The sequence below is a fragment of the Buttiauxella cochleicola genome, from assembly GCF_021282435.1.
Lineage (GTDB): Bacteria > Pseudomonadota > Gammaproteobacteria > Enterobacterales > Enterobacteriaceae > Buttiauxella > Buttiauxella massiliensis.
Genome location: NZ_JAJSOT010000001.1, coordinates 370,737 through 394,476, shown reverse-complemented (window position 1 = coordinate 394,476; position 23,740 = coordinate 370,737). Strand labels below are relative to the sequence as shown.

The following is a 23,740-nucleotide window of genomic DNA, read 5'->3' as shown; positions in this document are numbered from 1 at the left end:
TAAAAAAAGCAAAATAGCCTGACATATTTTGGGAAGCCCTCCAGAGTGCGATACACTTTGGCTATCACCCGAGAAAACTCAAAAACTTATGCGCGGAATTGTCTCCTCCCTGTTACTGGCGGTTAGCTGCCTGAGTGGCGCGGCATTTGCTGCAACACCTATTGAAAAGCCAGCCGATATCCGTAACAGCGGATTTGTTTATTGTGTCAGCGGTCAGGTCAATACTTTTAACCCGCAGATGGCCAGCGGTGGTTTGACTGTGGACACCCTTGCCGCACAGCTATATGACCGGCTGCTGGATGTTGATCCGTACACTTATCGCCTGGTGCCAGAATTGGCCGAGAGTTGGGAAGTACTGGATAACGGTGCGACTTATCGTTTTCATCTGCGCTCGAATGTTCAGTTCCAGACCACCCCATGGTTTAAACCTACTCGCGCACTCAATGCCGACGATGTGGTTTTCAGCTTTCAACGAGTGTTTGATCGTAAACACCCGTGGCATAACGTTAACGGCGGCAACTACCCTTACTTCGATAGCCTTCAATTCCCGGACTCAGTAAAAAGTATTCGCAAGCTTGATAGCAACACCGTTGAGTTTCGACTGGAAAAGCCGGATGCCTCTTTCTTGTGGCATATGGCTACACATTACGCATCCGTGATGTCTGCAGAATATGCAGATCAACTGACTAAGGCCGACCGTCAGGAGTTAATGGACCGTCAGCCGGTTGGCACAGGGCCATTCCAGATAAGTGAATATCGCGCGGGGCAATATATTCGCCTCGCACGCCATCCGAAATTCTGGCGCGGTGTTCCATTAATGCCGCAAGTTGTTCTGGATCTGGGTTCAGGTGGTACAGGACGTTTATCGAAACTGATTACCGGCGAATGCGATGTACTGGCCTATCCTGCAGCCAGCCAGCTGACGATTTTACGTGATGATCCGCGATTGCGGCTTACTTTGCGTCCGGGAATGAACATTGCTTATCTGGCGTTTAATACCAACAAAGCACCATTGAATAACCCTGCAGTACGTCATGCATTGGCACTGGCCATCAATAACCAACGCCTGATGCAGTCGATTTACTATGGTACAGCCGAAACAGCCGCCTCTATTTTGCCTCGTGCTTCCTGGGCTTATGACAGCGACTCCAAAATTACCGAATACAACCCGCAGAAAGCTCGCCAGCAATTAAAAGCGCTCGGACTTAACAACCTTGAATTGCGTCTATGGGTTCCAACTAGCTCTCAGGCATGGAACCCAAGCCCGTTGAAAACGGCAGAGCTTATCCAGGCGGACATGGCGCAAATTGGGGTGAAGGTCATTATCGTTCCCGTCGAAGGCCGTTTCCAGGAAGCTCGCTTAATGGATATGAATCACGACTTAACGCTTGCAGGTTGGGCAACAGACAGTAACGACCCTGATAGTTTCTTCCGCCCCATGCTCAGTTGCGCCGCGATCCGATCGCAGACCAACTATGCTCGTTGGTGTGACCCTAAGTTTGATGAAGTGCTGCAAAAAGCGTTGTCGTCTCAGCAACTGGCCTCTCGCATTGAAGCTTACCGCGAGGCTCAGGACATTCTGGCCGAACAATTGCCCGTGCTGCCACTGGCGTCATCACTGCGCTTGCAAGCCTATCGCTACGACATGAAAGGGCTGGTGCTAAGTCCGTTTGGTAATGCATCGTTTGCGGGTGTTTCCCGCGAGAATGTTGAGGTGAAAAAACCATGATTATTTACACTCTGCGCCGCCTGCTATTGCTGCTGGTGACGCTGTTTTTTCTGACCTTTATCGGTTTTAGCCTCAACTATTTTACCCCTCATGCCCCACTGCAAGGTGCATCACTGTGGAATGCGTGGGTTTTCTGGTTTGAAAGTATTATGCATTGGGATTTCGGCGTATCGAGCATTAACGGTCAGTCGATCAATGAACAGCTGCGTATTGTTTTCCCTGCCACTATGGAACTGTGCATCCTGGCATTTGGCCTGGCGTTACTGATAGGTATTCCGGTGGGAATGCTGGCCGGTATTATGCGCAATAAGTGGCAAGACCGGCTGATAAGCGCTCTGGCACTGGTTGGTTTTTCTATTCCTGTATTCTGGCTAGCCTTGCTTCTAACGATGTTTTTCTCGCTAACATTAGGCTGGTTGCCCGTTTCCGGACGCTTTGATTTGCTTTATGAAGTGAAATCAGTGACTGGTTTTGCGCTGGTTGATGCCTGGCTATCGGACTCTCCATATCGCGAAGAGATGATCGTCAGCGCCATACGTCACATGGTACTGCCAGTGGTGGCATTAGCCGTCGCACCGACCACTGAAGTGGTGCGTCTGATGCGTATAAGCACCATTGAAGTGTTTGACCAAAACTATATTAAGGCAGCTGCAACCCGAGGTTTATCACGCCTGACAATTCTTCATCGTCATGTGCTGCACAACGCGTTGCCTCCGGTCATTCCACGCCTCGGCCTGCAATTTTCAACCATGTTAACTCTGGCGATGATCACTGAAGTTGTGTTCAGTTGGCCGGGCCTTGGACGCTGGCTTATCAACGCAATTCGCCAACAAGACTACACGGCCATTTCTGCTGGCGTTATGGTCATTGGCTCATTGGTAATCATCGTGAACGTTATTTCCGATATTTTGGGTGCCATGGCAAACCCTCTGACACATAAGGAATGGTATGCCTTACGATAGCGTCTATCGCGAGAAGCGCCCGCCGAGCACTCTGCGCCTGACATGGCGAAAATTTTACGGCGATACTACGGCGATGATCGGCCTATATGGTTGTGGCGCTTTAGTACTGCTGTGCATTTTTGGTGGGGTTTTTGCACCTTACGGCATCGACCAACAGTTCCTGGGTTATCAACTGTTACCGCCTTCATGGTCACGCTATGGCGATGTCTCTTTCTTCCTGGGGACAGATGACCTGGGGCGTGATGTATTGAGCCGTCTGTTAAGCGGTGCCGCACCAACAGTTGGCGGTGCGTTTGTCGTTACGCTTGCTGCAGCAGTATGCGGCATTATTTTGGGCGTGTTTGCCGGTTCAACGCATGGCCTTCGCTCTGCTGTACTCAACCATATCCTCGATACGCTGTTGTCGATCCCATCGCTTCTGCTGGCAATTATTGTCGTGGCGTTTGTCGGGCCACATTTGTTGCACGCTATGTTTGCCGTCTGGCTCGCCCTGCTCCCGCGGATGGTGCGTTCTGTTTATAGCGCTGTACACGACGAGCTGGAAAAAGATTACGTGGTTGCCGCACGCCTTGATGGTGCATCGACACTGAATATTCTCTGGTTTGCGGTGATGCCGAATACGGCGGCGATTCTGGTGACTGAGATTACCCGTGCGCTATCCATGGCGATTCTGGATATCGCTGCACTAGGATTTTTGGACCTTGGGGCACAACTCCCATCACCGGAATGGGGCTCGATGTTGGGTGACGCACTGGAGTTGATTTATGTCGCTCCGTGGACAGTAATGTTGCCTGGAGTGGCTATCATGATCAGTGTGTTGCTGGTCAACCTGCTTGGCGACGGTTTACGCCGCGCAATCAATGCGGGGGTGCAATAATGCCATTACTTGATATTCGAAACCTGACCATCGAGTTTATGACCTCCGAAGGTTGGGTAAAAGCCGTCGACCGCGTCAGTATGACTCTGAATGAAGGGGAAATTCGTGGCTTAGTAGGCGAGTCCGGCTCAGGAAAGAGTCTGATTGCCAAAGCGATTTGCGGCGTCACCAAAGACAACTGGCGCGTCACCGCCGACCGTATGCGGTTTGATGACATCGATCTACTGCGCCTGAGTTCACGCGAGCGTCGTCGGCTGGTCGGCCACAACGTTTCGATGATTTTCCAGGAACCACAGTCGTGTCTGGATCCATCAGAACGTGTCGGACGTCAGCTAATGCAAAACATTCCCGGCTGGACCTATAAAGGCCGCTGGTGGAAACGGTTTGGCTGGCGCAAACGCCGGGCCATTGAGTTATTACACCGTGTGGGGATTAAAGATCATAAAGATGCGATGCGTAGCTATCCCTACGAGCTGACTGACGGTGAATGTCAAAAGGTGATGATAGCCATCGCCCTTGCCAACCAACCGCGTTTGTTAATTGCCGATGAGCCAACCAACGCGATGGAACCAACCACGCAGTTGCAAATTTTCAAACTACTGACGCGGTTAAATCAGTACAACAACACCACGATTTTGCTGATCAGCCATGACTTGCAGATGCTGAGCAAATGGGCCGATAAAATTAACGTCATGTATTGTGGGCAAACCGTGGAAAGCGCAACTAGTGAAGAGCTGATTGCCACCCCGCACCACCCTTATACACAGGCGCTTATCCGCGCGATTCCTGATTTTGGCAGCCCGATGCCGCATAAAAGCCGCCTCAATACCATGCCGGGTGCGATTCCTTTACTGGAACAGTTGCCGATGGGGTGCCGACTGGGGCCTCGCTGCCCTTATGCACAGCGTGAATGTATTGAAACACCTCGCTTGATGGGGGCAAAGACACATCTTTATGCCTGTCACTTCCCGCTGAATATGGAGAGTCAGTAATGGTCGAAACGCTGCTCGAAGTTCGAAATTTAAGTAAAACGTTTCGCTATCGAACCGGCTTATTCCAGCGCCAGCATGTTGATGCCGTAAAACCGCTGAGTTTCACTTTGCGTGAAAAACAGACGCTGGCGATTATCGGCGAAAACGGCTCTGGCAAATCGACACTTGCAAAAATGCTTGCCGGGATGGTTGAGCCCACCACTGGCGAAGTGCTAATTAACGATCATTTGCTGCAATACGGTGACTATACTTACCGAAGCCAGCATATACGTATGATTTTCCAGGATCCAAGCACGTCGCTGAACCCGCGCCAGCGTATTTCGCAGATCCTCGATTTCCCACTGCGCCTGAACACCAACCTTGAGCCAGAAGCGCGTCACAAGCAGATTATTGAAACGCTGAGAATGGTGGGCTTGCTTCCCGATCACGCCAGCTACTACCCGCATATGCTGGCTCCCGGGCAAAAACAGCGTCTGGGTTTGGCGCGCGCGTTAATCCTGCGTCCCAAAGTGATTATTGCCGACGAAGCGCTGGCATCTCTTGATATGTCGATGCGTTCGCAACTGATTAACCTGATGCTTGAGCTACAGGAAAAACAGGGCATTGCCTATATCTATGTGACCCAGCATATCGGCATGATGAAACACATCAGCGATAAAGTGATTGTGATGCACCAGGGCGAAGTCGTTGAGCGTGGCAGCACCGCTGAAGTTCTTGCCTCACCGCTTCATGACCTTACCAAACGCCTGATCGCCAGCCATTTCGGCGAAGCGTTGACAGCAGATGCGTGGCGAAAAGATCGGTAAAGCCAACATATTAAGGGTGGATACCGTTCGCGATGATCCACCCTTAACACGTTATTTTTTCGCTTCAACATAGCGGGCAAAATTATCCAGAATAGCCTGCCAACCATTTTTCTGATGCTCGACGGGGTATTGAGTATCAGGGTCAAATTCGAGATATACCTTCACACCGCCCTCCTGCTTAGTAAATTCGACTTTCGCTTCCCGGTCACCAAAAGTGTATTCAATCAATTTATGCGGAATGATGTGGGTATAAACACCTGCAAAATCAAACCCCATACTGCCGTCCTTCGCTTCCATTCGTGATGAAAACTTTCCTCCGGGCTTTAAATCTACTTCTGCATTGACGGTATGCCAGTCTGCCGAAGCAGTATTCCATTTTTCAATATCTTGCGGGTTATTGTAGGTATCCCAGACTTGCTCAATGGGTGCATGAACCTGCGTTTCAACAGTGATTTTCATCATTTATCTCCGGTGATTATTTTACCAGGCAAGTGCGAATTAACACCCTAAAACATAGTATCCATCAGGCATGTCGGCAATGCGTCCGCCACGTCCTCCACACAACCATCTGTTCAGACCTTTGGTGACGCGATAACCAGTCGTTCAGCGTAAAAAAATAACCTGACACAACAGCCGTTGAGTGGGATATAATTTCACTTTCGTGTTGAAAAATTGTGACTAGTCATCGTCAACTTGATGATTATAAAGTCATAAAATTAGCAGAAACTATAAGGATTCAAAGCTATGGGTTTTCTTACCGGTAAACGCATTCTGATCACTGGCGTCGCCAGTAAACTCTCCATTGCCTACGGTATCGCACAGGCTATGCACCGCGAAGGTGCTGAACTCGCTTTCACTTACCAGAATGAAAAACTGAAAGGCCGTGTGGAAGGGTTTGCTGCAGATCTGGGTTCAAGCCTGGTTCTGCCGTGCGACGTTGCAGAAGATGCAAGCATCGAAGCGATGTTTGCTGAGCTTGCGAAAAGCTGGCCGAAATTTGACGGTTTCGTTCACTCTATCGGTTTCGCACCTGGCGACCAGTTAGATGGCGACTACGTGAATGCGGTTACCCGTGAAGGCTTCAAAATTGCTCACGACATCAGCTCCTACAGCTTTGTTGCGATGGCAAAAGTTTGCCGTGAAATGCTCAATCCTGGTTCAGCACTGCTGACTCTGTCTTACCTGGGTGCAGAACGCGCTATTCCTAACTACAACGTAATGGGCCTGGCTAAAGCATCTCTGGAAGCTAACGTGCGCTATATGGCAAACGCGATGGGTCCAGAAGGTGTGCGTGTGAACGGTATTTCTGCTGGCCCAATCCGCACTCTGGCGGCATCCGGCATCAAAGACTTCCGTAAAATGCTGGCGCATTGCGAAGCGGTTACCCCAATTCGCCGCACTGTGACCATCGAAGATGTGGGTAACTCCGCAGCGTTCCTGTGTTCTGACCTGTCTGCCGGTATTTCTGGCGAAGTGGTACACGTTGATGGCGGTTTCAGCATCGCTGCAATGAACGAACTGGAACTGAAAGACTAGTTCGGTTCATAACGTGGGCAGGCGTCTGTCTGCCCCGTTAACTCCCTCGCCTCACCCACAATCTTGCCTGTTAATTCTGAAATTCCTCACGTAGTTATACTTTTCCGATATTTATTATCACCGATCATTCTTTTGTCACCTCCCGCGCTTACGCCAGGATAAAGCAGCAAACCAGGCCGTCAGGTGTTTTCCCCGGGCTTGTAAACTCTTTGACCAAGGAATGACCATGGAACAACGCCGAATCTCAGGCAAAGGCCACTGGTACCATGAAACCCAGTCCAGCCGTAACGATGCCGCTGTGCTTCCGTTAGTTCCCGAAGCCGCGTTTCTCGAAGATCGTTTTTTACTTGATTTGAACCTTAGCGCTGACCAACTCACCTCTGAGTACGCGTGGCTTTCGGCTGCACGTGATATTAGTGAATGTTTGTTGCCTGAAAATAGCCCTGTGACCCGCTTACATACGCTGAGTTGCTATGACCGCTTAAGTACCGCGCTCACTGTCGCACAGGTCTACGGTGTTCAACGTCTTTGTAATCATTACGCAGCTCGACTAGCCCCCCAACCAGGTCCTGACTCATCGCGCGAAAGTAACCGCCGTCTGACGCAAATCACCCAATACGCCCGCCAGTTGGCCAGCCAACCGACGCTGATTGATGATGTCTCGCGTCAGCAACTTGATGAGGTTGCTCTTTCAGTAAATGATATGGTGACATTTAACCAGTTGATTGGCTTTATCGGTTTTCAGGCTCGCGTGATTGCAGTTTTCCAGGCACTACAAAGCTTGCCAGTACGCTGGTTACCAGGGCTTGATACGCAGCAGGATGCCCCTACCGAGTTATTCCTTGATGGTGATAAGCAGTGGCAACCAGGTTTGCCTGAAGTTGAGCTACGCTACGCAAACACACTGCAACTGGACGTACACAACGACTGCCTACCGCAAAATATCTTGCAAGAGATGAGTTGGCTACTGCTTCACGATGCCACGGCATTTTCCCTATTCGGCCAGATGACTCATTTACTACTCCCTCCGAATGCTCAAGCCTGTGATGATCAGATTTTGGTTGGTCTGTTGACCGCTCGTATTAACGGAAGCGTCAGTTGTTTTACGGATTTTGCAAAAGCATGGCGTGGAGAAAGTGGTTTACCTGAAGCAATGCGCAATGGTGAAAGAGCGATACAAGCCTGGAGCCATAACCGCCCACGTGAACGCGCGATAATCCAGGCTGTCCGCGTATTAATTCGCGCACCTGGAAGTTTTAGCGCAGCCCAGCTTCAACCTTTATTCGAACAGGGTTTTAGCGAAGGCGAAGCTTTGCAATTACTGGTGAGTTCAGGGTTGTACGGCTGGTTAAACCGATTGAAAATTGGGCTTGGCAATACTCGCTAGACATTGATAGCACGTACCTTTGCGGCAAACAGCGCTTGCCGCAAAGGGTGGTTTCGCGTAAAACTGTCAGCCGCTCTTTTGGCCACGAAAACTAAAAAACATGTTCCAGGATAACCCGCTGCTCGCGCAGCTTAAACAGCAACTGCACTCCCAAACTCCACGCGTTGAAGGCGTGGTAAAAGGCACGGAAAAAGGCTTTGGCTTCCTCGAAGTGGACTCCCAAAAAAGTTACTTTATTCCGCCGCCGCAGATGAAAAAAGTGATGCACGGCGACCGCGTGAGCGCGGTGATTCATACCGACAAGGACCGCGAAACCGCTGAGCCAGAAGAGCTTATCGAACCGTTCCTCAGCCGGTTTGTTGGTCGTGTACAACGTAAAGACGACCGTCTGTCTATCGTTCCGGATCACCCGTTACTGCGTGATGCGATTCAGTGTCGTGCTGACCGCAATGTCACGCATGATTTCCAGAATGGTGATTGGGCAGTCGCGGAAATGAAACGCCATCCGCTGAAAGGCGACCGCGCTTTCTACGCCGACCTAACACAATTTATCACCTTTGGTGACGATCACCTTGCGCCATGGTGGGTGACACTGTCACGCCACAATCTTGAGCGTGAAGCGCCAGACGGCGTGGCGACAGAAATGCTGGACGAAGGCCTGGTGCGTGAAGATTTAACCGCCCTGGATTTCGTTACCATTGATAGCGTCAGCACCGAAGACATGGACGATGCGCTGTTTGTTGAAGAACTTGCCGATGGCAAATTACAACTCACCGTAGCTATCGCCGATCCGACCGCCTGGATTGCTGAAGGCAGTAAACTCGACAATATTGCTAAAGTCCGCGCCTTCACCAACTATCTGCCGGGCTTTAACATCCCAATGTTGCCTCGCGAGTTGTCTGACGATTTATGTTCACTGCGCCCTGACGTGACGCGTCCGGTTGTGGCCTGCCGCATGGTTATCGCGCAAGATGGCAGCATTGAAAATGAGATTAACTTTTTTGTTGCGACCATCGAATCCAAAGCCAAACTGGCCTATGACGCTGTATCCGACTGGTTAGAAGAAAAAGGCGACTGGCAGCCACCGAGTGATGCTATCGCTAAACAAATCCGTCTGTTGGAACGCGTCTGCCTGAGCCGCGCCGACTGGCGCCGTACCCACGCGCTGGTGTTCAAAGACCGCCCTGATTACCGTTTTGTATTAGGTGAGAAAGGCGAAGTGTTGGATATCGTTGCGGAATCACGTCGCATCGCTAACCGCATCGTTGAAGAATCAATGATTGCGGCTAACGTCTGTGCGGCCATTGTGTTGCGCGAGAAATTGGGATTCGGCGTTTATAACGTCCACACCGGTTTCGACCCGGCAAACATTGAACAGCTGGCGACTATGCTGCAAGGTCACGGCCTTGAAGTAGATGCGCAAGAAGTGTTGACACTAAACGGCTTCTGCAAATTACGCCGTGAGCTTGATGCGCAGCCAACCTCCTTCCTTGACACTCGTATTCGTCGCTACCAGTCGTTTGCTGAAATCAGCATTGAGCCAGGCCCGCATTACGGCCTGGGTCTGGAGGCTTATGCGACCTGGACTTCACCGATTCGTAAATACGGCGATATGATCAATCATCGCCTGTTGAAAGCGATAATCAAAGGTGAAACAGCATCCCGTCCACAAGACGAAATTACAGTACAGATGGCTGAGCGCCGTCGCCTGAACCGCATGGCTGAACGCGATGTCGGTGACTGGCTGTATGCTCGCTTCTTGAGTGACAAAGCCGGAACGGATACTCGTTTCAGTGCAGAGATCATTGATGTGAGCCGTGGCGGTATGCGCGTACGTCTGATTGAAAATGGCGCTGTTGCCTTTATCCCTGCCCCATTCATCCATGCTGTCCGCGATGAGATGGTATGCAGCCAGGAGCCAGGAACCGTGCAAATTAACGGCGAAGTGGCTTACAAAGTGACAGATGTCATTGATGTGACAATCGCAGAGGTTCGTATGGAAACTCGTAGTGTGATCGCGCGTCCAGCAATCTGACGGTTAGTTAGTCATTTAAATTTAAAAGCTGAGCCTCGTGCTCAGCTTTTTTTTGTTCTTTTTTTATTGTGAATACACTTAGGATCATAATCACAACCAGAAAATGATTAGAACCACAACTCGTTTTCTGCTGGTTATAAGTCAGGAAAAACTGTCAACAACGTGCGGAACATTCAGATTTTTCACATCTTCTGCAAAAACAATGTCTTTAACTCACTGTTGTCGCTTTAAGATCGGTTTATATTGCTAATATGAATAACAGACTGACACGCTATGTCGGGCCCTGTTCAGGAGAGAGCATGAAAGACGATTTGGAGCAAAATCTGCTCTACCGTTATTTAGGGACAACCAGCCCATACTGGCGTTTACCAAACGATAGCAACGCTCTGCAATTAGCCGCTAGCGAAAGCTCTGATATCAGCCAGGTGGTCGCTCTTGAACCCGAGCAGGCGGAACAAATCCGCCAAATGACGGTAATAACCTCAAGCGTCACTATGTCGATTTCATTATTTGGTAGTGAAGTTTCCGTACATTTAGTGGGCCGTAAGGTATCAAAAAAAGAATGGGCGGGTTCGGCATCTGCCTGGGATGACACCCCTTCTGTTGCCCGAGATTTGGTGCAAGGGCTCTCATTCGCGGAACAGGTCGTCTCGGAGGCAAACTCTGTCATCGTTATTCTCGACAGATTAGGCAATATTCAACGCTTCAATCGTTTGAGCGAGGAGTATACCGGTCTTAAAGAACAAGAAGTTATTGGCCAAAACGTTTTTAAATTGTTTATGAGCCGTAGTGAGGCCGCCGCTTCCAAACGCAATATTAGCGGATTCTTTCGTAACGGAAATTCTTACGAAGTCGAACGCTGGATAAAAACCCGTAAAGGCCAGCGGCTGTTTTTGTTTCGCAACAAATTTGTCCATAGCGGCAGCGGTAAGAATGAAATCTATTTGATCTGTTCTGGTACTGATATCACTGAAGAACGCCGTGCTCAGGAGCGTCTGCGCGTATTGGCGAACACCGACACCATCACCGGCCTACCAAATCGTAATGCCATCAATGATTTAATCTCCTCCGCGATTGAAAACCGTGGTGAAACCCAGGTAGGGATCGTTTATCTCGACCTTGATAACTTCAAAAAAGTGAATGACGCGTACGGGCACATGTTCGGTGACCAGCTATTACAGGCGGTGTCATTAGCGATTCTAAGTTGCCTTGATGAAGGACAGATACTCGCGCGCTTGGGTGGAGATGAGTTTATTGTTCTCGCCACTGACACCTCTCAGGCAACGCTCGAAGCCATGTCGTCGCGTATTCTGGCGCGACTAAAACAGCCCTTCCGCATTGGTTTGATTGAAGTTTATTCCGGCTGCTCGTTAGGTATATCGCTGGCTCCGCAACATGGTGAAGACCGTGAAAGTCTTATTCGGAATGCTGATACCGCGATGTATACCGCCAAAGAGAGTGGTCGTGGCAAGTTCTGCGTATTTGCTCCAGAAATGAATCAACGTGTGTTTGAGTACTTGTGGCTCGACACCAACTTACGTAAAGCGCTCGATAACGACCAACTTGTTATTCACTATCAGCCTAAAATGACCTGGAGAGGTGAAGTCAGAAGTCTGGAAGCACTGGTGCGATGGCAATCGCCGGAGCGTGGGCTGATTCCACCGTTGGATTTTATCTCTTATGCAGAAGAGTCCGGGTTAATTGTGCCTCTTGGGCGATGGGTGATGTTAAGTGTGGTTCAGCAGGTGGCGAAATGGCGTGATAAAGGCATTAATTTACGCGTTGCAGTCAACGTTTCTGCCCGCCAGTTAGCCGATCAAACAATCTTCAGCGATCTGAAACAAGCGCTGAAAGATCTTAATTTTGAATACTGCCCGATTGATGTAGAGCTTACAGAAAGCTGCCTGATTGAAAATGAAGACCTTGCACTTTCGGTAATTCAACAATTCAGCCGCTTGGGTGCCCAGGTGCATTTAGATGATTTTGGGACAGGTTATTCCTCACTTTCGCAACTTGCCCGCTTCCCGATCGACGCGATAAAACTCGACCAAAGTTTCGTACGCGATATTCATAAGCAGTCGGTGTCTCAATCGCTGGTGCGTGCAATCGTTGCAGTTGCCCAAGCGCTTAATTTACAGGTCATCGCCGAAGGGGTTGAGAACCAAAAAGAAGACGCCTTCCTGACTAAGAATGGCGTCAACGAACGGCAAGGGTATTTATTTGCGAAGCCCATGCCCGCAGCCGTATTCGAACGTTGGTTAAAACGCTATCTGGCCAGAACGGCGCGATAAGCTCTGCGACCAAATGAGCCAGGGAAACCTGGCTATTTTATTTGTGCAAAAACCTCTTTCGCCGCAAATAGACCATTCAACGCGCAAGGAAACCCTGCATACACCGCCATTTGCATGATAACTTCAATAATTTCCTGTTCCGAACAGCCAACATTCAGCGCCCCCTGGATATGGACTTTAAGCTGTGGCGTCGCATTTCCAAGTGCGGTCAGTGCTGCAACAACAGCAATTTCTCTGGCTTTTAAATCGAGGCCTGGTCTTGAGTAGATATCACCAAATGGAAATTCAATCAGCAGACGCGCAAAATCCGGTGCTATATCACTCAGGCTCTTAATGACATTTTCACCAGCATGTCCATCAACCTCTTTTAATTTTTCCAGACCTCGTAGATAACGTTCACTTTCCATTTTGGAACCCTCTTCTATTGAATAGTGAACGAACTCTAAATTTTACTGAGCAACGCATCCAATACCCTTTTTGTGATACCTTTTTGGTATGAACGAATCCATCGATTTACGACAATTTCGTTATTTTCTGGCTGTGAGTGAAGAGCTCAATTTCAGTCGTGCCGCATTGCGTCTGCATATTTCTCAGCCTCCACTAAGTAGGCAAATTCGGCAACTCGAAGACCAACTCGGAGTGCAGTTATTTCTTCGTAGCAAGAAGGGTGTCACCCTCACCGAAGCGGGGGCCGCATTCTTACCAGAAGTGAAACGCACACTCCTTCAGGCAGAAAAAGCGATTGCCGTCGTAAAAGAGATGCGAAGTAACATTGGGGGGAAATTTGTTGTTGGTTACACAACAGTGTTCGAACGAAGTGCAATCCCTGATGTGACAGAGGCCTTGCGCCAACGTTTTCCTGCCTGGCAAATCCACACATCAGGAGATCATTCAATCAATCTCATTCGTGAAGTCAAAAAAGGGACGATGGATGCGGCATTTATCGGCTTGCACACGGACGTTCAAGGCCTGGCTGTTGAAAAAACTTTAGAAGATCCACTTGTGGTGACTTTGCCCGCAGGTCATAAACTTGCGCACAAACGCTTCATCAGTTTTGACTCACTTCGTGACGAACCGATGTTCTGGTTCGAGCGGAAGTTAAATCCCGGTTTTTATGATTACTGCCAGGCGTTTTTCCACAAGATTGATTTCAAGCCTCATATCATTCCAGAACCGCAAGATCATCACATCATGCTCGGGCTTATTGCGGAAGGAAAAGGTATTGCTCTGGTCCCTTCATCGTTGCAGTGCATCAAACGACAAGGCGTTATTTTCCGTAAACTGAAGGAAGAGACTCATCATCTGGCGATGGGTATTGGCGTTGCCTGGGATAAACAAAATGATTCACCTGTTTTGCAGGCATTTCTTGAGTTGCTGAGGCGTTAACACCTGAAAGAAGACGCCTTTCTTCAGAAGAATGGCGTCAACAAACGGCAGGATTATTTATTGACCAGGCCACTGCCCACAGCCGTATTCGAGCGTTAGCTCACGTGTTAACTGGCTTTACGCAAAGCTGTAGCGCTGTGACGATTTTGCATTTGCACTAACCTTTCCATATAAGCGATATCCTTAGCTTCGAGGCAAAATGCTGCATCAACCCAGTCTTCGGTGATATCCATCAACTCCGAGCGAGGCAGTTGAAGTACACGCTGACGGGCACGCAACATAGCCCGAACACCATTCAGTTTAGGCTGCAATGTATCAATGAAAGTACGAGTAGCAAGATAACCCTGGCCGGGTTCAAACAGTTCATCAACCAGACCAAACTGCTGATGCCACTCTGCGGTGTGAGACTCTCCTTTATAAATCAGTTCTTCTGCGAGTTTCATGCCTGAGCGGCGTGCAACCAGCGAATAGGCCCCCATGCCTGGAAAGAGGTTAAAAGCAATCTCCGGGAAACCAAGACGGGCATCTCGTTGTGCCAGCACAAAATGGTGTGCTAATGCTGCTTCGAATCCCCCACCTAATGCACTGCCCTCAACCATCGCAAGGCTAATTGCACCGCTATCAAACCCTCGTGAAGCTGCATGGACACAGTCGACACAAGCCCTGGCATACGCACGCAATGCCTCGCGACGCCCCTGCTGTATTGATTCAACAAAAAAGCCCAAATCGCCGCCGGTGTTATACATTCCCTGCACCAGAGAACCGGTCACCCAAAAATCAACCACAAAACCCTCCTGTTGAACCAGATACCGCAGGTTCATAATTTCTTCGATTAGCTTATGGTTGAAGCAAGGACGGGGCTGCGCTCTTAACATCATCCACACAGTGCGACGTTCTGCCTCGTAATAACCCGACAACTGGGTGAATCGAGTAGTGTCCGTGAACAATTTGCAGGTTGGCTGGTTAATTACTGTCATTATCTTATCCTCATGTTATGAAAGCGCGTTACACGCAGGATCAGACTAATCCACTACCGCACCTGGATGAATGTATCGGACTGTTTAATAATTATTACTTATATGTTGTTCAATAATTGATTGATGTGTAAGGGTAAAAATTCCCAATTGAGCCTTCTCTTTCCAGACCTTTTTTTGCATTATGAAGGCAACACTTTTCCGCAACTGACCAGGACGCACTATGCCTTCAGTGGACCCTCTGCAACTCGCAAAACGTATTGATACCGTGCTGGATATTCTGGTGGGAGGCGATCATGCGTCTGCTATTAACAATCTGGAAATCCTGAAAACGGAATTGCTGAATATCGCTAATGGTGAAGAGATAAAAGAAGGCGACTTGAAAAAGTCGCCCTGGGAGATTTGAATCTAACGCCGGTGAAAACCGGCTTTTTTATAGGCTCAATGAGCCAAATGCGCCTTGCCAGTCTTTCTCGAAAGTTGCAATCGCAGCATTCACGGCCGGTGTCGTTAACAGTTGTTCAGTGACATCAACAGGTAGCGTAATTGCTTCACATCCTGCCAGCAGGCATGACATTGCCTGATGTGGTGTACGGAAACTAGCGGCCAGAACTTTAGATTGTGGGGCGTGTAGCTTCAGCAACTGCTGTAAATCCTGCACCATTTGAATACCATCGCCACCCTGCGCATCCAGGCGGTTGACGTACGGCGCAACATACTCAGCCCCAGCTAATGCGGCAAGCAATCCTTGAGCTGCACCATATACCGCAGTACCCAGCGTCGGAATGCCTATTACCTTCAACTGCTTCATCGCCGCCAGACCTTCTACCGTGGTAGGGACTTTCACAACAAGACCCGGGACACGCTTCACTAGTAATTCAGCCTCTTTCACCATTTCATCAGCCTGCGCGGCAATGACCTGAGCAAATAGTTTGCCTTTACCACCTAATGCATCCTGCAAGGCTGGTAGTACTTCCCACAAAGAAATCCCCGCTTTGGCGACGATGGAGGGATTGGTTGTTACGCCCTGTAACGGCAAAACACGCGCCAGGCGCTTCACTGCGGCAACGTCAGCAGTATCTAAATACAGTTCCATAAACTCTCCGGATTGGTCATCTATCTCATTGCCGACATCATAACGCCACTGTCTGTTCTTTATCTGATCAAAATCAATAAAACTTTCATTCGAAAGTAATCTACTTTACGAAAGAAGATTAAGGCGGGCTTATGATATTTAATATCCAACGTTACTCAACACATGATGGTCCAGGGATTCGCACAGTCGTATTCCTTAAAGGCTGCTCTCTGGGCTGCCGCTGGTGCCAGAACCCTGAAAGCCGTGCTCGTGGGCAGGATGTGCTGTTTGACGAGCGTCTGTGCCTTGCTGGTTGCGATCTTTGCCCACAGACAGCACCACATGCAATTAGTCGTATTGATGACGTTTTGATCATCGCGCGTGAAAAGCTTTCGACTGACGATATGGCCACGTTAACGGATTGCTGCCCTACTCAGGCATTAAGCGTATGCGGTGAGACACAAAGTGTTGATGTGATCATGCAGAAAGTGCTCCGCGACAAACCATTTTACGACCGCAGCGCTGGTGGAATTACGCTTTCTGGCGGCGAACCATTCATGCAGCCTGAAATGGCTGAGCAACTGCTGCGTAGAAGCAAAGAGGCAGGAATTCATACCGCCGTTGAGTCTTGCCTTTATGTGCCGTGGAAATACATAGAGCCGTCGATTAACCATCTGGATCTCCTGCTCGCCGACCTTAAGCATGTTGATGCACAGCGCTTCAAACAATGGACCGACGGCAGCGTCGAACGTGTAATGGACAACTTCCGCAAGTTGGCCGCACGCAACGTACAAATGACGATTCGTGTGCCGTTGATCCCCGATTTTAATGCAGACGAGCAATCAATTCGCGCGATCGCTGATTTTGCCGCCGATGAAATCGGTGCGAAAGCGATTCATTTTTTGCCTTACCACACCCTAGGTATCAACAAATACAAGCTCCTGAATATCCCTTATCTGGCCGCGCACCAACCCCTTGATGCGCCAGAACTGCTGCAGTTTGCTGAGCAGTACGCAAGCCAAAAAGGGATGACCGCCTGGATAAGAGGATAAACCGATGACCCAACTGAACCTGAACACCTTAAGCCAACGAATCAAAGACCATAAAGAAGCGTTGATTCATATCGTTAAGCCACCAGTTTGTACTGAGCGTGCGCAACATTACACAGCGATTTATCAACAGCATCAGGATAAACCATTACCTGTGCGCCGCGCTCTCGCGCTCGCCCACCACCTTGCTGAGCGCACTATCTGGATTAAGCACGATGAACTGATCGTTGGTAACCAGGCAAGCCACGTTCGCGGGGCACCATTCTTCCCTGAATACACCGTGGGATGGATTGAAACTGAAATTGATGAGTTGGGCGACCGCCCTGGTGCTGGTTTCTCAATTTCAGATGCTGATAAAGCGGTGATGCATGAAATTTGCCCATGGTGGCGTGGGCAAACCGTACAGGATCGCTGCTACGGAATGTTCACCGACGAGCAAAAGGAGTTACTGGCGAGTGGCATCATTAAAGCCGAAGGAAATATGACTTCAGGCGATGCGCATCTGGCGGTCAACTTCCCACTGTTGCTGGAATTAGGCATTGATGGTTTACGTGCAAAAGTAGCCGAACGTCGTTCGCGTCTACATCTGACCGACTGGGAAGATCTGCACAAAGAGCAATTCCTGAAAGCTATTGATATTACTTTCGTTGCATTAAGCGAGCATATTCTACGCTACGCGGCGCTCGCCAAAGATATGGCGAGCACTGAGTCACGAGTGGCACGCCGTGATGAGCTGCTAGCCATTGCTGAAAACTGCGAACACATTGCTCATCATAAACCAACCTCATTCTGGCAAGCTTTGCAGTTGAGCTACTTCATACAGCTGGTATTGCAGATAGAATCTAACGGTCACTCCGTATCTTTTGGCCGCCTCGATCAATTCCTCTATCCGTGGTATCGCCGTGATGTCGAACTTGAACAAACCTTAGGTCGCGACCAGGCTATCGAACTCCTGCAAAGCTGTTGGTTGAAATTGTTGGAAGTGAACAAAATCCGCTCTGGTTCGCACTCCAAAGCCTCTGCCGGCAGCCCGCTTTACCAAAACGTCACCATTGGTGGCCAGACACTGGTTAATGGTGAAGCTGTGGATGCGGTGAATCCACTTTCATACGCCATCCTTGAATCATGTGGGCAGTTACGCTCAACGCAGCCGAACTTGAGTGTGCGTTATCATGCTGGAATGAGTAATGACTTCCTTGATGCCTGCGTTCAGGTGATTCGCTGTGGTTTCGGGATGCCTGCATTTAACAACGATGAAATCGTGATTGAAGAGTTCATTAAACTTGGTGTCAGTCGTGAAGATGCGTACGACTATGCAGCAATTGGCTGTATCGAAACAGCTGTTGGCGGCAAATGGGGATACCGCTGCACTGGTATGAGTTTCATTAATTTTGCCCGGGTCATGCTGGCTGCACTCGAACATGGTCACGATGCTACCAGCGGTAAAGTTTTCCTGCCGCAAGAACATGCACTCTCAGCAGGGAACTTCACACAGTTTGATCAGGTGATGAATGCCTGGGATGATCAAATTCGGTATTACACCCAGAAATCCATAGAAATTGAGTGTGTTGTGGATACGGTCCTGGAAGAAAATGCTCACGACATTCTGTGCTCAGCCCTTGTGGATGACTGCATTGAGCGTGGTAAAAGCATTAAGCAAGGTGGCGCAAAATATGACTGGGTTTCTGGCCTGCAAGTCGGTATTGCCAACCTTGGAAACAGCCTTGCAGCAGTTAAAAAATTGGTGTTCGAACAAGGAGCGATTGGCCAACAACAGCTTGCTGAAGCACTGGCCAATGACTTTGAGGGTTTGACAGGTGAACAGCTACGCCAGCGTCTGATAAATGGCGCGCCAAAATATGGCAACGATGAAGATGAGGTTGATTTACTGTTAGCTCGAGCTTACCAAACCTATATTGACGAGTTGAAGCAGTATCACAATACTCGTTTTGGCCGTGGCCCTATCGGCGGAACTTACTATGCGGGTACTTCATCGATATCAGCGAACGTACCGTTTGGTGCTGCAACTATGGCAACACCTGATGGGCGCAAAGCAACAACGCCACTGGCAGAAGGTGCAAGCCCGGCTTCAGGCACCGACCGTCTTGGCCCAACAGCGGTTATTAGCTCCGTCGGCAAATTGCCAACCAGTAAGATTTTGGGCGGCGTGTTGCTTAACCAGAAGCTGAATCCGGCAACATTAGATAACCCACGCGATCGTGAAAAATTAATGCTAATGCTGCGTACTTTCTTTGAAGCGCATAAGGGCTGGCATGTTCAATACAACATTGTTTCCCGTGAAACACTGATTGATGCCAAACAACATCCTGATAAGTATCGTGACCTGGTGGTGCGCGTAGCAGGTTATTCTGCTTTCTTTACTGCCTTATCTCCAGACGCGCAGGATGATATTATAGCCCGTACTGAACATACACTTTGATAATACCGGCGGTGCATCATGCGCCGCCTAACAATTGGCTGACATGAACTCCAGACAACAAATTATTTTACAGATGGTGATTGATCAAGGCCGCATGAGTGTGGCCGATCTTTCAAAAAAAACCGGTGTTTCAGAGGTAACCATTCGCCATGATCTCAATCTCCTGGAGAAGAAAAGTTACCTGAAACGTGCTCACGGTTATGCCGTTCCGCTAGATAGTGAAGATGTCGAAACCCGAATGATGAACAATTATTCGTTGAAACGTCATCTTGCTGATTTTGCCGCAACATTGGTAAACGATGGTGAAACAATTTTTATCGAAAATGGCAGTTGCAATGCACTGCTGGCTCGCGCGTTAGCCGAGCAGAAAAAAATCACCCTGATTACCGTCAGCAGCTACATTGCGCATCTTTTGAAAGATACCGATTGTGAAGTTGTGTTGCTTGGTGGCATTTACCAGAAGAAAAGTGAAAGCATGGTTGGCCCTCTGACGCGGCAATTTATCCAGCAAGTGCACTTCAGCAAAGCATTTATCGGTATCGACGGCTTTTTACCGGAAACCGGATTTACCAGCCGCGACATGATGCGCGCTGATGTGGTTAACACCGTGCTAGAAAAAGGTAGTGAAACTATTGTACTGACTGATAGCTCTAAATTTGGTGCTATGCACCCATACACTCTCGGCCCGATCTCGCACATTAACCGCGTCATTACAGACGATGCGCTTAGCGGAGTCGCTAGTCAACAATTGCAGGACACAGGGATACAGGTGAATATTGTTAAACAATTCCCGATCGCCTGAGAATCTTTTTAGCTGCCTGCGGCCCAGCAGGCAGTTCTCTTATCAGAATTATCCTGCCTATCCTTTAAGATTATTTACCTATTGTTATTTCCAATACAAATTAGAATATTTATCAGCGATATAACAGGAAGTGACAATCACTGTGGTTATCTTTTAGGTCTTATATCGTCATGCAGTTTCGCGGAACGCTCTTTAAGTTGGTTAATTGCCACTATACTTAATCAGAGACTATTTCCGTGAATCAATAATTCAGGAGAAAGTATTATGACCTTAAATAACAAAAAAATTGCTGCCGTTGTGCTGGCTTTAACCGTTGCTACATCTCTGAGCGCCTGCTCCAACTGGTCCAAACGTGACCGTAACACAGCGATTGGCGCAGGTGCCGGCGCTGTTGGTGGCGCTGTCTTAACTGACGGTAGTGCATTGGGTACGTTAGGTGGTGCAGCTGTAGGTGGTATTATCGGTCATCAAGTAGGTAAATAAAGCTTGATACCAGAAAAAGCATAAATGCTTTTACAAATTATAAAATCTTTAATATTCAGGTCTGACTTTCAGCAGTCATAATAAAAGGCCACGGTATATTTACCGTGGCCTGATTATTTGTATTATATCTTAAACGAATCAACCACCTGCTAATTTTACCTTCATACCTTTAGCTTCCAGCAGCGATTTAATCAGATCGCGTTTATCACCCTGAATCTCAATAACACCATCTTTTAGCGAACCACCACAACCACATTTTTTCTTAAGTTCAGCAGCTAATGTGGCAAGTTCAGCATCATCCGCATCAATACCGGTGATCAAACAAACACCTTTGCCTTTACGGCCACTGGTTTGTCTTTGGATCCGCACAACCCCATCACCTTTTGGGCGAACGGGAGCCGATGCAGGCTCATCAATACGACCTGTTTCAGTTGAGTAAACTAAACGGCTGTTATCGTCTTTCATCATTCACCTTGCAGCAATGAAGCGCGGATATCACGCAGGGTCTGAGACGGATTTGCAGATTGGGTGATCGGGCGCCCAATTACCATGAAGTCTACACCTGCCGTTTGTGCTTGCTGCGGAGTCATGATGCGGCGCTGATCGCCTGCATCGCTTCCAACCGGGCGAATGCCTGGTGTAACGAGCTTAAATGATTGGCCCAATTCACTCTTGAAACGCACAGCTTCCTGAGCAGAACAAACCACACCATCTAATCCACAATTTTGTGTCAAACGGGCCAGGCGCTCAGCGTGTTCAGCTGGAGTGGCAGCAATGCCGAGATCGGCCAGATCGCTTGCTTCCATGCTGGTCAAAACAGTCACAGCAATCAGTAATGGCGCATCGTTGCCAAATGGCAGCAGAGCTTCACGTGCAGCCGTCATCATACGTGATCCACCGCTGGCATGAACGTTCACCATCCAGACACCGAGTTCTGCCGCAGCGGCAACTGCATGTGCCGTCGTATTCGGAATATCGTGAAATTTCAGATCGAGAAATATGTCAAAACCACGCACCTGAATATCTCGCACCAGTTGCGGTCCGAACAGAGTAAACATCTCTTTGCCCACTTTTAGACGGCAATCACGTGGGTCGATGCGATCGATGAATGCTAAGGCTTTATCACGATTATCGTAATCAAGTGCGACGACAATAGGAGAATCGGTGGCAACACGGGAGGATGATGATGCAGTTGAATTCATGGCTAAACCTTCTGATGTTGGACAGCACTGCGCCGCAAAGAGATAAACGGCAAGCATTCTACTCGTGGTACACACAAAATTACAGTTGCCATTACACCCTGCGAGGCATAATTAACTCGATGCAGAGGTGATTTTTATAAGAAAGATCACTAGTATGTTGTAACTAAAATATCTCTTTTTTTTATAAATACCGGTTACTGCCCATCCAGGCCGCGGATAGGTTTAATCGTTGACCATGCCCGGCAAGAAGGACAATGCCAATAAAGAGTAAAAGCCGTGAAGCCACATTTCTGACAACGATAGCGCGGTTTAGTACGAACCTGTTCACCAACCATGTCACGAAGCACCATCAGGCTCTCTTTTGCACGCCCCTCTTCTGCTTCCTGCAAGTGGTAATCCATCAGGCGATGGAACACACGCATAGTGGGATGACGCTGGAGCTGGCGGTTGATATAAACTTGCGCGACTTCAGACCCCTCTTTATGTTCGAGAATCTCAGCCAGCATCAACTCTGCACCTGCTCCGGTGTTTTCTTCAACACAGCGTTTTAAGAACGCTTCCCACTCTTGTGGTTTATTTAATTGCAGATAGCAGGTCTGTAGCATTTCCAGCGTTTCGCTGACTAATTCGCTATCTTGATCAATAACGCGCTGCAATGTCTCAACAGCTTTTGCATATTCGTTACGAGCCATGAAGATGCGGCCCATCATGATAGATATGCGCGCACAATTTTTATCGGCAGCAGCCCCTTTCTTAAGCAGCGACATGGCTCGATCAAGGTCGTCGCTCCCCATCAATTGCACCGCCTGCTCACAATAGAAGTGGGCAATTTCAGTACGCTGTTTATCTTTCCCGAGCTTGACCAAACGTTCTGCTACTTCAATAGCTTTTTGCCAATCGCTGGTTGCCTGGTGAATCAGCAACAATTGTTGCAACGCGCCAATTCGGAAGTCAGTTTCATCGATCAACTGGGCAAACATATCTTCAGCGCGGTCGTACAATCCCGCCGCCATATAATCACGGCCCAACTGCTGTACAGCCAGCAAACGCTGCTCGTAGGTTAGTGAAGCACTTTCCATTAAAGACTGGTGGATACGGATAGCGCGGTCGACTTCACCACGAGAGCGGAACAGGTTACCAAGCGTAAGGTGGGCTTCAACGGTACTGGTATCTTCCTTGAGCATATCGAGGAACAGATCAACAGCTTTATCTTGCTGGTTTGACAGCAAGAAGTTAACCCCCGCCACGTAGTCACGCGACAGGCGATTAGCCTCTTGTTGTTTATCTTGTTGTGCGCTTCTTCGCCCCATGTACCAGCCGTAGGCGGCAGCAATAGGAAGTAGCAGAAACAACAATTCCAGCATGGCAGGTTATTCCTTCACAGCCGGTACAACAGCCGCAGTTACATCAGATTCTGTAGTAATTTGCTGCTCCAGGCGTTTAATTTTACGATCGGCGCGCGCAAGTGATACCCGCAGGCGCAACCAGAACAGGCCACAAATCAGCCAGCCCAGTAAAAAACCCGCAGCAAAAAGAGTCGCCAACAAAGTGGAGACACGGTATTCGCCTTGTGCCAACAGATAGTTGAAATTAACTACCTGATCGTTTTGCGCGCCCAGAGTGACAGAAATCACAAAAATCGCTAGCACCAGTAAGAAAATGAATAAGTATTTCACATTACTTCCCGTCATGTGGTCTTACGCGACTAAATTAT

At 48.8% G+C, this 23,740-nt stretch carries 23 protein-coding genes; 15 read left to right on the top strand and 8 right to left on the bottom strand.

What is annotated here, in order from left to right; all coding sequences use genetic code 11:
* Positions 1-88 precede the first annotated feature (88 nt).
* From sapA to sapF, 5 genes are read left to right on the top strand one after another with little or no spacing between them, the layout of a single operon-like run.
* On the top strand, positions 89-1,729 hold the full coding sequence (gene sapA, locus LVQ77_RS01790) for an ABC transporter substrate-binding protein SapA (RefSeq protein ID WP_232903503.1): 1,641 nt from the start codon (positions 89-91) through the stop codon (positions 1,727-1,729).
* Positions 1,726-2,691, top strand: coding sequence for a putrescine export ABC transporter permease SapB (gene sapB / locus LVQ77_RS01785; RefSeq protein ID WP_151993594.1), 966 nt, complete (start codon positions 1,726-1,728; stop codon positions 2,689-2,691). Before sapA ends, sapB begins: the two co-directional genes overlap by 4 nt.
* Positions 2,678-3,568 carry a putrescine export ABC transporter permease SapC gene (sapC, locus tag LVQ77_RS01780; protein WP_134182414.1) on the top strand — a complete coding sequence of 297 codons (891 nt, stop codon included), beginning with the start codon at positions 2,678-2,680 and terminating at the stop codon, positions 3,566-3,568. The genes sapB and sapC overlap by 14 nt, the downstream gene beginning before the upstream one ends.
* Positions 3,568-4,560 (top strand): putrescine export ABC transporter ATP-binding protein SapD, encoded by a 993-nt coding sequence (sapD, locus tag LVQ77_RS01775; RefSeq protein WP_232863647.1) that lies wholly within the window; start codon positions 3,568-3,570, stop codon positions 4,558-4,560. The genes sapC and sapD overlap by 1 nt, the downstream gene beginning before the upstream one ends.
* The gene (gene sapF / locus LVQ77_RS01770; RefSeq protein ID WP_064558754.1) at positions 4,560-5,366 is read left to right on the top strand and encodes a putrescine export ABC transporter ATP-binding protein SapF; all 807 of its coding nucleotides are present in this window, start codon (positions 4,560-4,562) and stop codon (positions 5,364-5,366) included. The genes sapD and sapF overlap by 1 nt, the downstream gene beginning before the upstream one ends.
* A gap of 51 nt (positions 5,367-5,417) precedes the next feature.
* Here sapF and LVQ77_RS01765 read toward each other — a convergent pair whose 3' ends face one another.
* Positions 5,418-5,828, bottom strand: a complete 411-nt coding sequence (locus tag LVQ77_RS01765; RefSeq protein ID WP_232863646.1) for an SRPBCC family protein — start codon at positions 5,826-5,828, stop codon at positions 5,418-5,420.
* Positions 5,829-6,110: 282 nt separating this feature from the next.
* Here LVQ77_RS01765 and fabI point away from each other — a divergent pair, with 282 nt between their 5' ends.
* From fabI to pdeR, 4 genes are all read left to right on the top strand, one after another.
* Complete coding sequence (gene fabI / locus LVQ77_RS01760) at positions 6,111-6,902, top strand: enoyl-ACP reductase FabI (protein ID WP_064558757.1); 792 nt, start codon at positions 6,111-6,113, stop codon at positions 6,900-6,902.
* A gap of 226 nt (positions 6,903-7,128) precedes the next feature.
* Positions 7,129-8,289, top strand: a complete 1,161-nt coding sequence (locus LVQ77_RS01755; RefSeq protein WP_232903502.1) for a CMD domain-containing protein — start codon at positions 7,129-7,131, stop codon at positions 8,287-8,289.
* Between the two features lie 100 nt (positions 8,290-8,389).
* Positions 8,390-10,324, top strand: coding sequence for an exoribonuclease II (locus LVQ77_RS01750; RefSeq protein ID WP_232903501.1), 1,935 nt, complete (start codon positions 8,390-8,392; stop codon positions 10,322-10,324).
* Positions 10,325-10,623: 299 nt separating this feature from the next.
* Complete coding sequence (pdeR, locus tag LVQ77_RS01745; RefSeq protein ID WP_232903500.1) at positions 10,624-12,615, top strand: cyclic di-GMP phosphodiesterase; 1,992 nt, start codon at positions 10,624-10,626, stop codon at positions 12,613-12,615.
* A gap of 32 nt (positions 12,616-12,647) precedes the next feature.
* Here pdeR and LVQ77_RS01740 read toward each other — a convergent pair whose 3' ends face one another.
* Entirely contained in the window at positions 12,648-13,022 is a 375-nt protein-coding gene (locus LVQ77_RS01740; RefSeq protein WP_232903499.1) for a carboxymuconolactone decarboxylase family protein, read from the bottom strand.
* A gap of 88 nt (positions 13,023-13,110) precedes the next feature.
* Between LVQ77_RS01740 and LVQ77_RS01735 the strand changes: the two genes are divergently transcribed.
* Positions 13,111-14,001, top strand: coding sequence for a LysR family transcriptional regulator (locus LVQ77_RS01735; RefSeq protein ID WP_232903498.1), 891 nt, complete (start codon positions 13,111-13,113; stop codon positions 13,999-14,001).
* Positions 14,002-14,108: 107 nt separating this feature from the next.
* On the opposite strand, the gene LVQ77_RS01730 is transcribed toward LVQ77_RS01735, so the two are convergent.
* Positions 14,109-14,978 carry a crotonase/enoyl-CoA hydratase family protein gene (locus LVQ77_RS01730; RefSeq protein WP_064511617.1) on the bottom strand — a complete coding sequence of 290 codons (870 nt, stop codon included), beginning with the start codon at positions 14,976-14,978 and terminating at the stop codon, positions 14,109-14,111.
* A gap of 220 nt (positions 14,979-15,198) precedes the next feature.
* Between LVQ77_RS01730 and yciZ the strand changes: the two genes are divergently transcribed.
* Positions 15,199-15,381, top strand: coding sequence for a protein YciZ/DeoL (yciZ, locus tag LVQ77_RS01725; RefSeq protein WP_034455445.1), 183 nt, complete (start codon positions 15,199-15,201; stop codon positions 15,379-15,381).
* Between the two features lie 27 nt (positions 15,382-15,408).
* On the opposite strand, the gene fsa is transcribed toward yciZ, so the two are convergent.
* Complete coding sequence (gene fsa / locus LVQ77_RS01720) at positions 15,409-16,071, bottom strand: fructose-6-phosphate aldolase (protein WP_232903497.1); 663 nt, start codon at positions 16,069-16,071, stop codon at positions 15,409-15,411.
* A 131-nt stretch (positions 16,072-16,202) separates the two neighbouring features.
* On the opposite strand from fsa, the gene LVQ77_RS01715 reads away from it, so the two are divergent.
* The 4 genes from LVQ77_RS01715 to osmB all read left to right on the top strand — a co-directional run bounded on the left by LVQ77_RS01715 (position 16,203) and on the right by osmB (position 20,824).
* Positions 16,203-17,102 (top strand): glycyl-radical enzyme activating protein, encoded by a 900-nt coding sequence (locus LVQ77_RS01715; protein WP_232863639.1) that lies wholly within the window; start codon positions 16,203-16,205, stop codon positions 17,100-17,102.
* Between the two features lie 4 nt (positions 17,103-17,106).
* Positions 17,107-19,539 carry a formate C-acetyltransferase/glycerol dehydratase family glycyl radical enzyme gene (locus LVQ77_RS01710; RefSeq protein WP_232903496.1) on the top strand — a complete coding sequence of 811 codons (2,433 nt, stop codon included), beginning with the start codon at positions 17,107-17,109 and terminating at the stop codon, positions 19,537-19,539.
* 43 nt (positions 19,540-19,582) lie between these two features.
* Positions 19,583-20,341, top strand: a complete 759-nt coding sequence (gene yciT / locus LVQ77_RS01705) for a DNA-binding transcriptional regulator YciT (protein WP_232863637.1) — start codon at positions 19,583-19,585, stop codon at positions 20,339-20,341.
* Positions 20,342-20,605: 264 nt separating this feature from the next.
* Complete coding sequence (gene osmB, locus LVQ77_RS01700) at positions 20,606-20,824, top strand: osmotically-inducible lipoprotein OsmB (RefSeq protein ID WP_034455440.1); 219 nt, start codon at positions 20,606-20,608, stop codon at positions 20,822-20,824.
* Positions 20,825-20,962: 138 nt separating this feature from the next.
* Here the strand turns inward: osmB and yciH are convergent, their stop codons facing one another.
* From yciH to LVQ77_RS01680, 4 genes are all read right to left on the bottom strand, one after another.
* Positions 20,963-21,289, bottom strand: a complete 327-nt coding sequence (yciH, locus tag LVQ77_RS01695) for a stress response translation initiation inhibitor YciH (RefSeq protein WP_151993608.1) — start codon at positions 21,287-21,289, stop codon at positions 20,963-20,965.
* Positions 21,289-22,026: an orotidine-5'-phosphate decarboxylase gene (gene pyrF / locus LVQ77_RS01690; protein WP_232903495.1), complete on the bottom strand. Its 738-nt coding sequence runs from the start codon at positions 22,024-22,026 to the stop codon at positions 21,289-21,291. The genes yciH and pyrF overlap by 1 nt, the downstream gene beginning before the upstream one ends.
* Positions 22,027-22,220: 194 nt before the next feature.
* Positions 22,221-23,390: a lipopolysaccharide assembly protein LapB gene (gene lapB, locus LVQ77_RS01685; protein ID WP_151993610.1), complete on the bottom strand. Its 1,170-nt coding sequence runs from the start codon at positions 23,388-23,390 to the stop codon at positions 22,221-22,223.
* Between the two features lie 6 nt (positions 23,391-23,396).
* Entirely contained in the window at positions 23,397-23,702 is a 306-nt protein-coding gene (locus LVQ77_RS01680) for a LapA family protein (RefSeq protein ID WP_151993611.1), read from the bottom strand.
* Positions 23,703-23,740: the final 38 nt, after the last annotated feature.

Coding starts and splice junctions, on each gene's coding strand:
- fabI (WP_064558757.1), top strand. CDS start 6,111: ATGGGTTTTCTTACCGGTAAACGCATTCTGATCACTGGCGTCGCCAGT.
- LVQ77_RS01710 (WP_232903496.1), top strand. CDS start 17,107: ATGACCCAACTGAACCTGAACACCTTAAGCCAACGAATCAAAGACCAT.
- LVQ77_RS01735 (WP_232903498.1), top strand. CDS start 13,111: ATGAACGAATCCATCGATTTACGACAATTTCGTTATTTTCTGGCTGTG.
- LVQ77_RS01715 (WP_232863639.1), top strand. CDS start 16,203: ATGATATTTAATATCCAACGTTACTCAACACATGATGGTCCAGGGATT.
- LVQ77_RS01765 (WP_232863646.1), bottom strand. CDS start 5,828: ATGATGAAAATCACTGTTGAAACGCAGGTTCATGCACCCATTGAGCAA.
- osmB (WP_034455440.1), top strand. CDS start 20,606: ATGACCTTAAATAACAAAAAAATTGCTGCCGTTGTGCTGGCTTTAACC.
- fsa (WP_232903497.1), bottom strand. CDS start 16,071: ATGGAACTGTATTTAGATACTGCTGACGTTGCCGCAGTGAAGCGCCTG.
- LVQ77_RS01730 (WP_064511617.1), bottom strand. CDS start 14,978: ATGACAGTAATTAACCAGCCAACCTGCAAATTGTTCACGGACACTACT.
- pdeR (WP_232903500.1), top strand. CDS start 10,624: ATGAAAGACGATTTGGAGCAAAATCTGCTCTACCGTTATTTAGGGACA.
- lapB (WP_151993610.1), bottom strand. CDS start 23,390: ATGCTGGAATTGTTGTTTCTGCTACTTCCTATTGCTGCCGCCTACGGC.
- sapF (WP_064558754.1), top strand. CDS start 4,560: ATGGTCGAAACGCTGCTCGAAGTTCGAAATTTAAGTAAAACGTTTCGC.
- pyrF (WP_232903495.1), bottom strand. CDS start 22,026: ATGAATTCAACTGCATCATCATCCTCCCGTGTTGCCACCGATTCTCCT.
- yciZ (WP_034455445.1), top strand. CDS start 15,199: ATGCCTTCAGTGGACCCTCTGCAACTCGCAAAACGTATTGATACCGTG.
- yciT (WP_232863637.1), top strand. CDS start 19,583: ATGAACTCCAGACAACAAATTATTTTACAGATGGTGATTGATCAAGGC.
- yciH (WP_151993608.1), bottom strand. CDS start 21,289: ATGAAAGACGATAACAGCCGTTTAGTTTACTCAACTGAAACAGGTCGT.
- sapC (WP_134182414.1), top strand. CDS start 2,678: ATGCCTTACGATAGCGTCTATCGCGAGAAGCGCCCGCCGAGCACTCTG.
- LVQ77_RS01755 (WP_232903502.1), top strand. CDS start 7,129: ATGGAACAACGCCGAATCTCAGGCAAAGGCCACTGGTACCATGAAACC.
- sapA (WP_232903503.1), top strand. CDS start 89: ATGCGCGGAATTGTCTCCTCCCTGTTACTGGCGGTTAGCTGCCTGAGT.
- LVQ77_RS01750 (WP_232903501.1), top strand. CDS start 8,390: ATGTTCCAGGATAACCCGCTGCTCGCGCAGCTTAAACAGCAACTGCAC.
- sapB (WP_151993594.1), top strand. CDS start 1,726: ATGATTATTTACACTCTGCGCCGCCTGCTATTGCTGCTGGTGACGCTG.
- sapD (WP_232863647.1), top strand. CDS start 3,568: ATGCCATTACTTGATATTCGAAACCTGACCATCGAGTTTATGACCTCC.
- LVQ77_RS01740 (WP_232903499.1), bottom strand. CDS start 13,022: ATGGAAAGTGAACGTTATCTACGAGGTCTGGAAAAATTAAAAGAGGTT.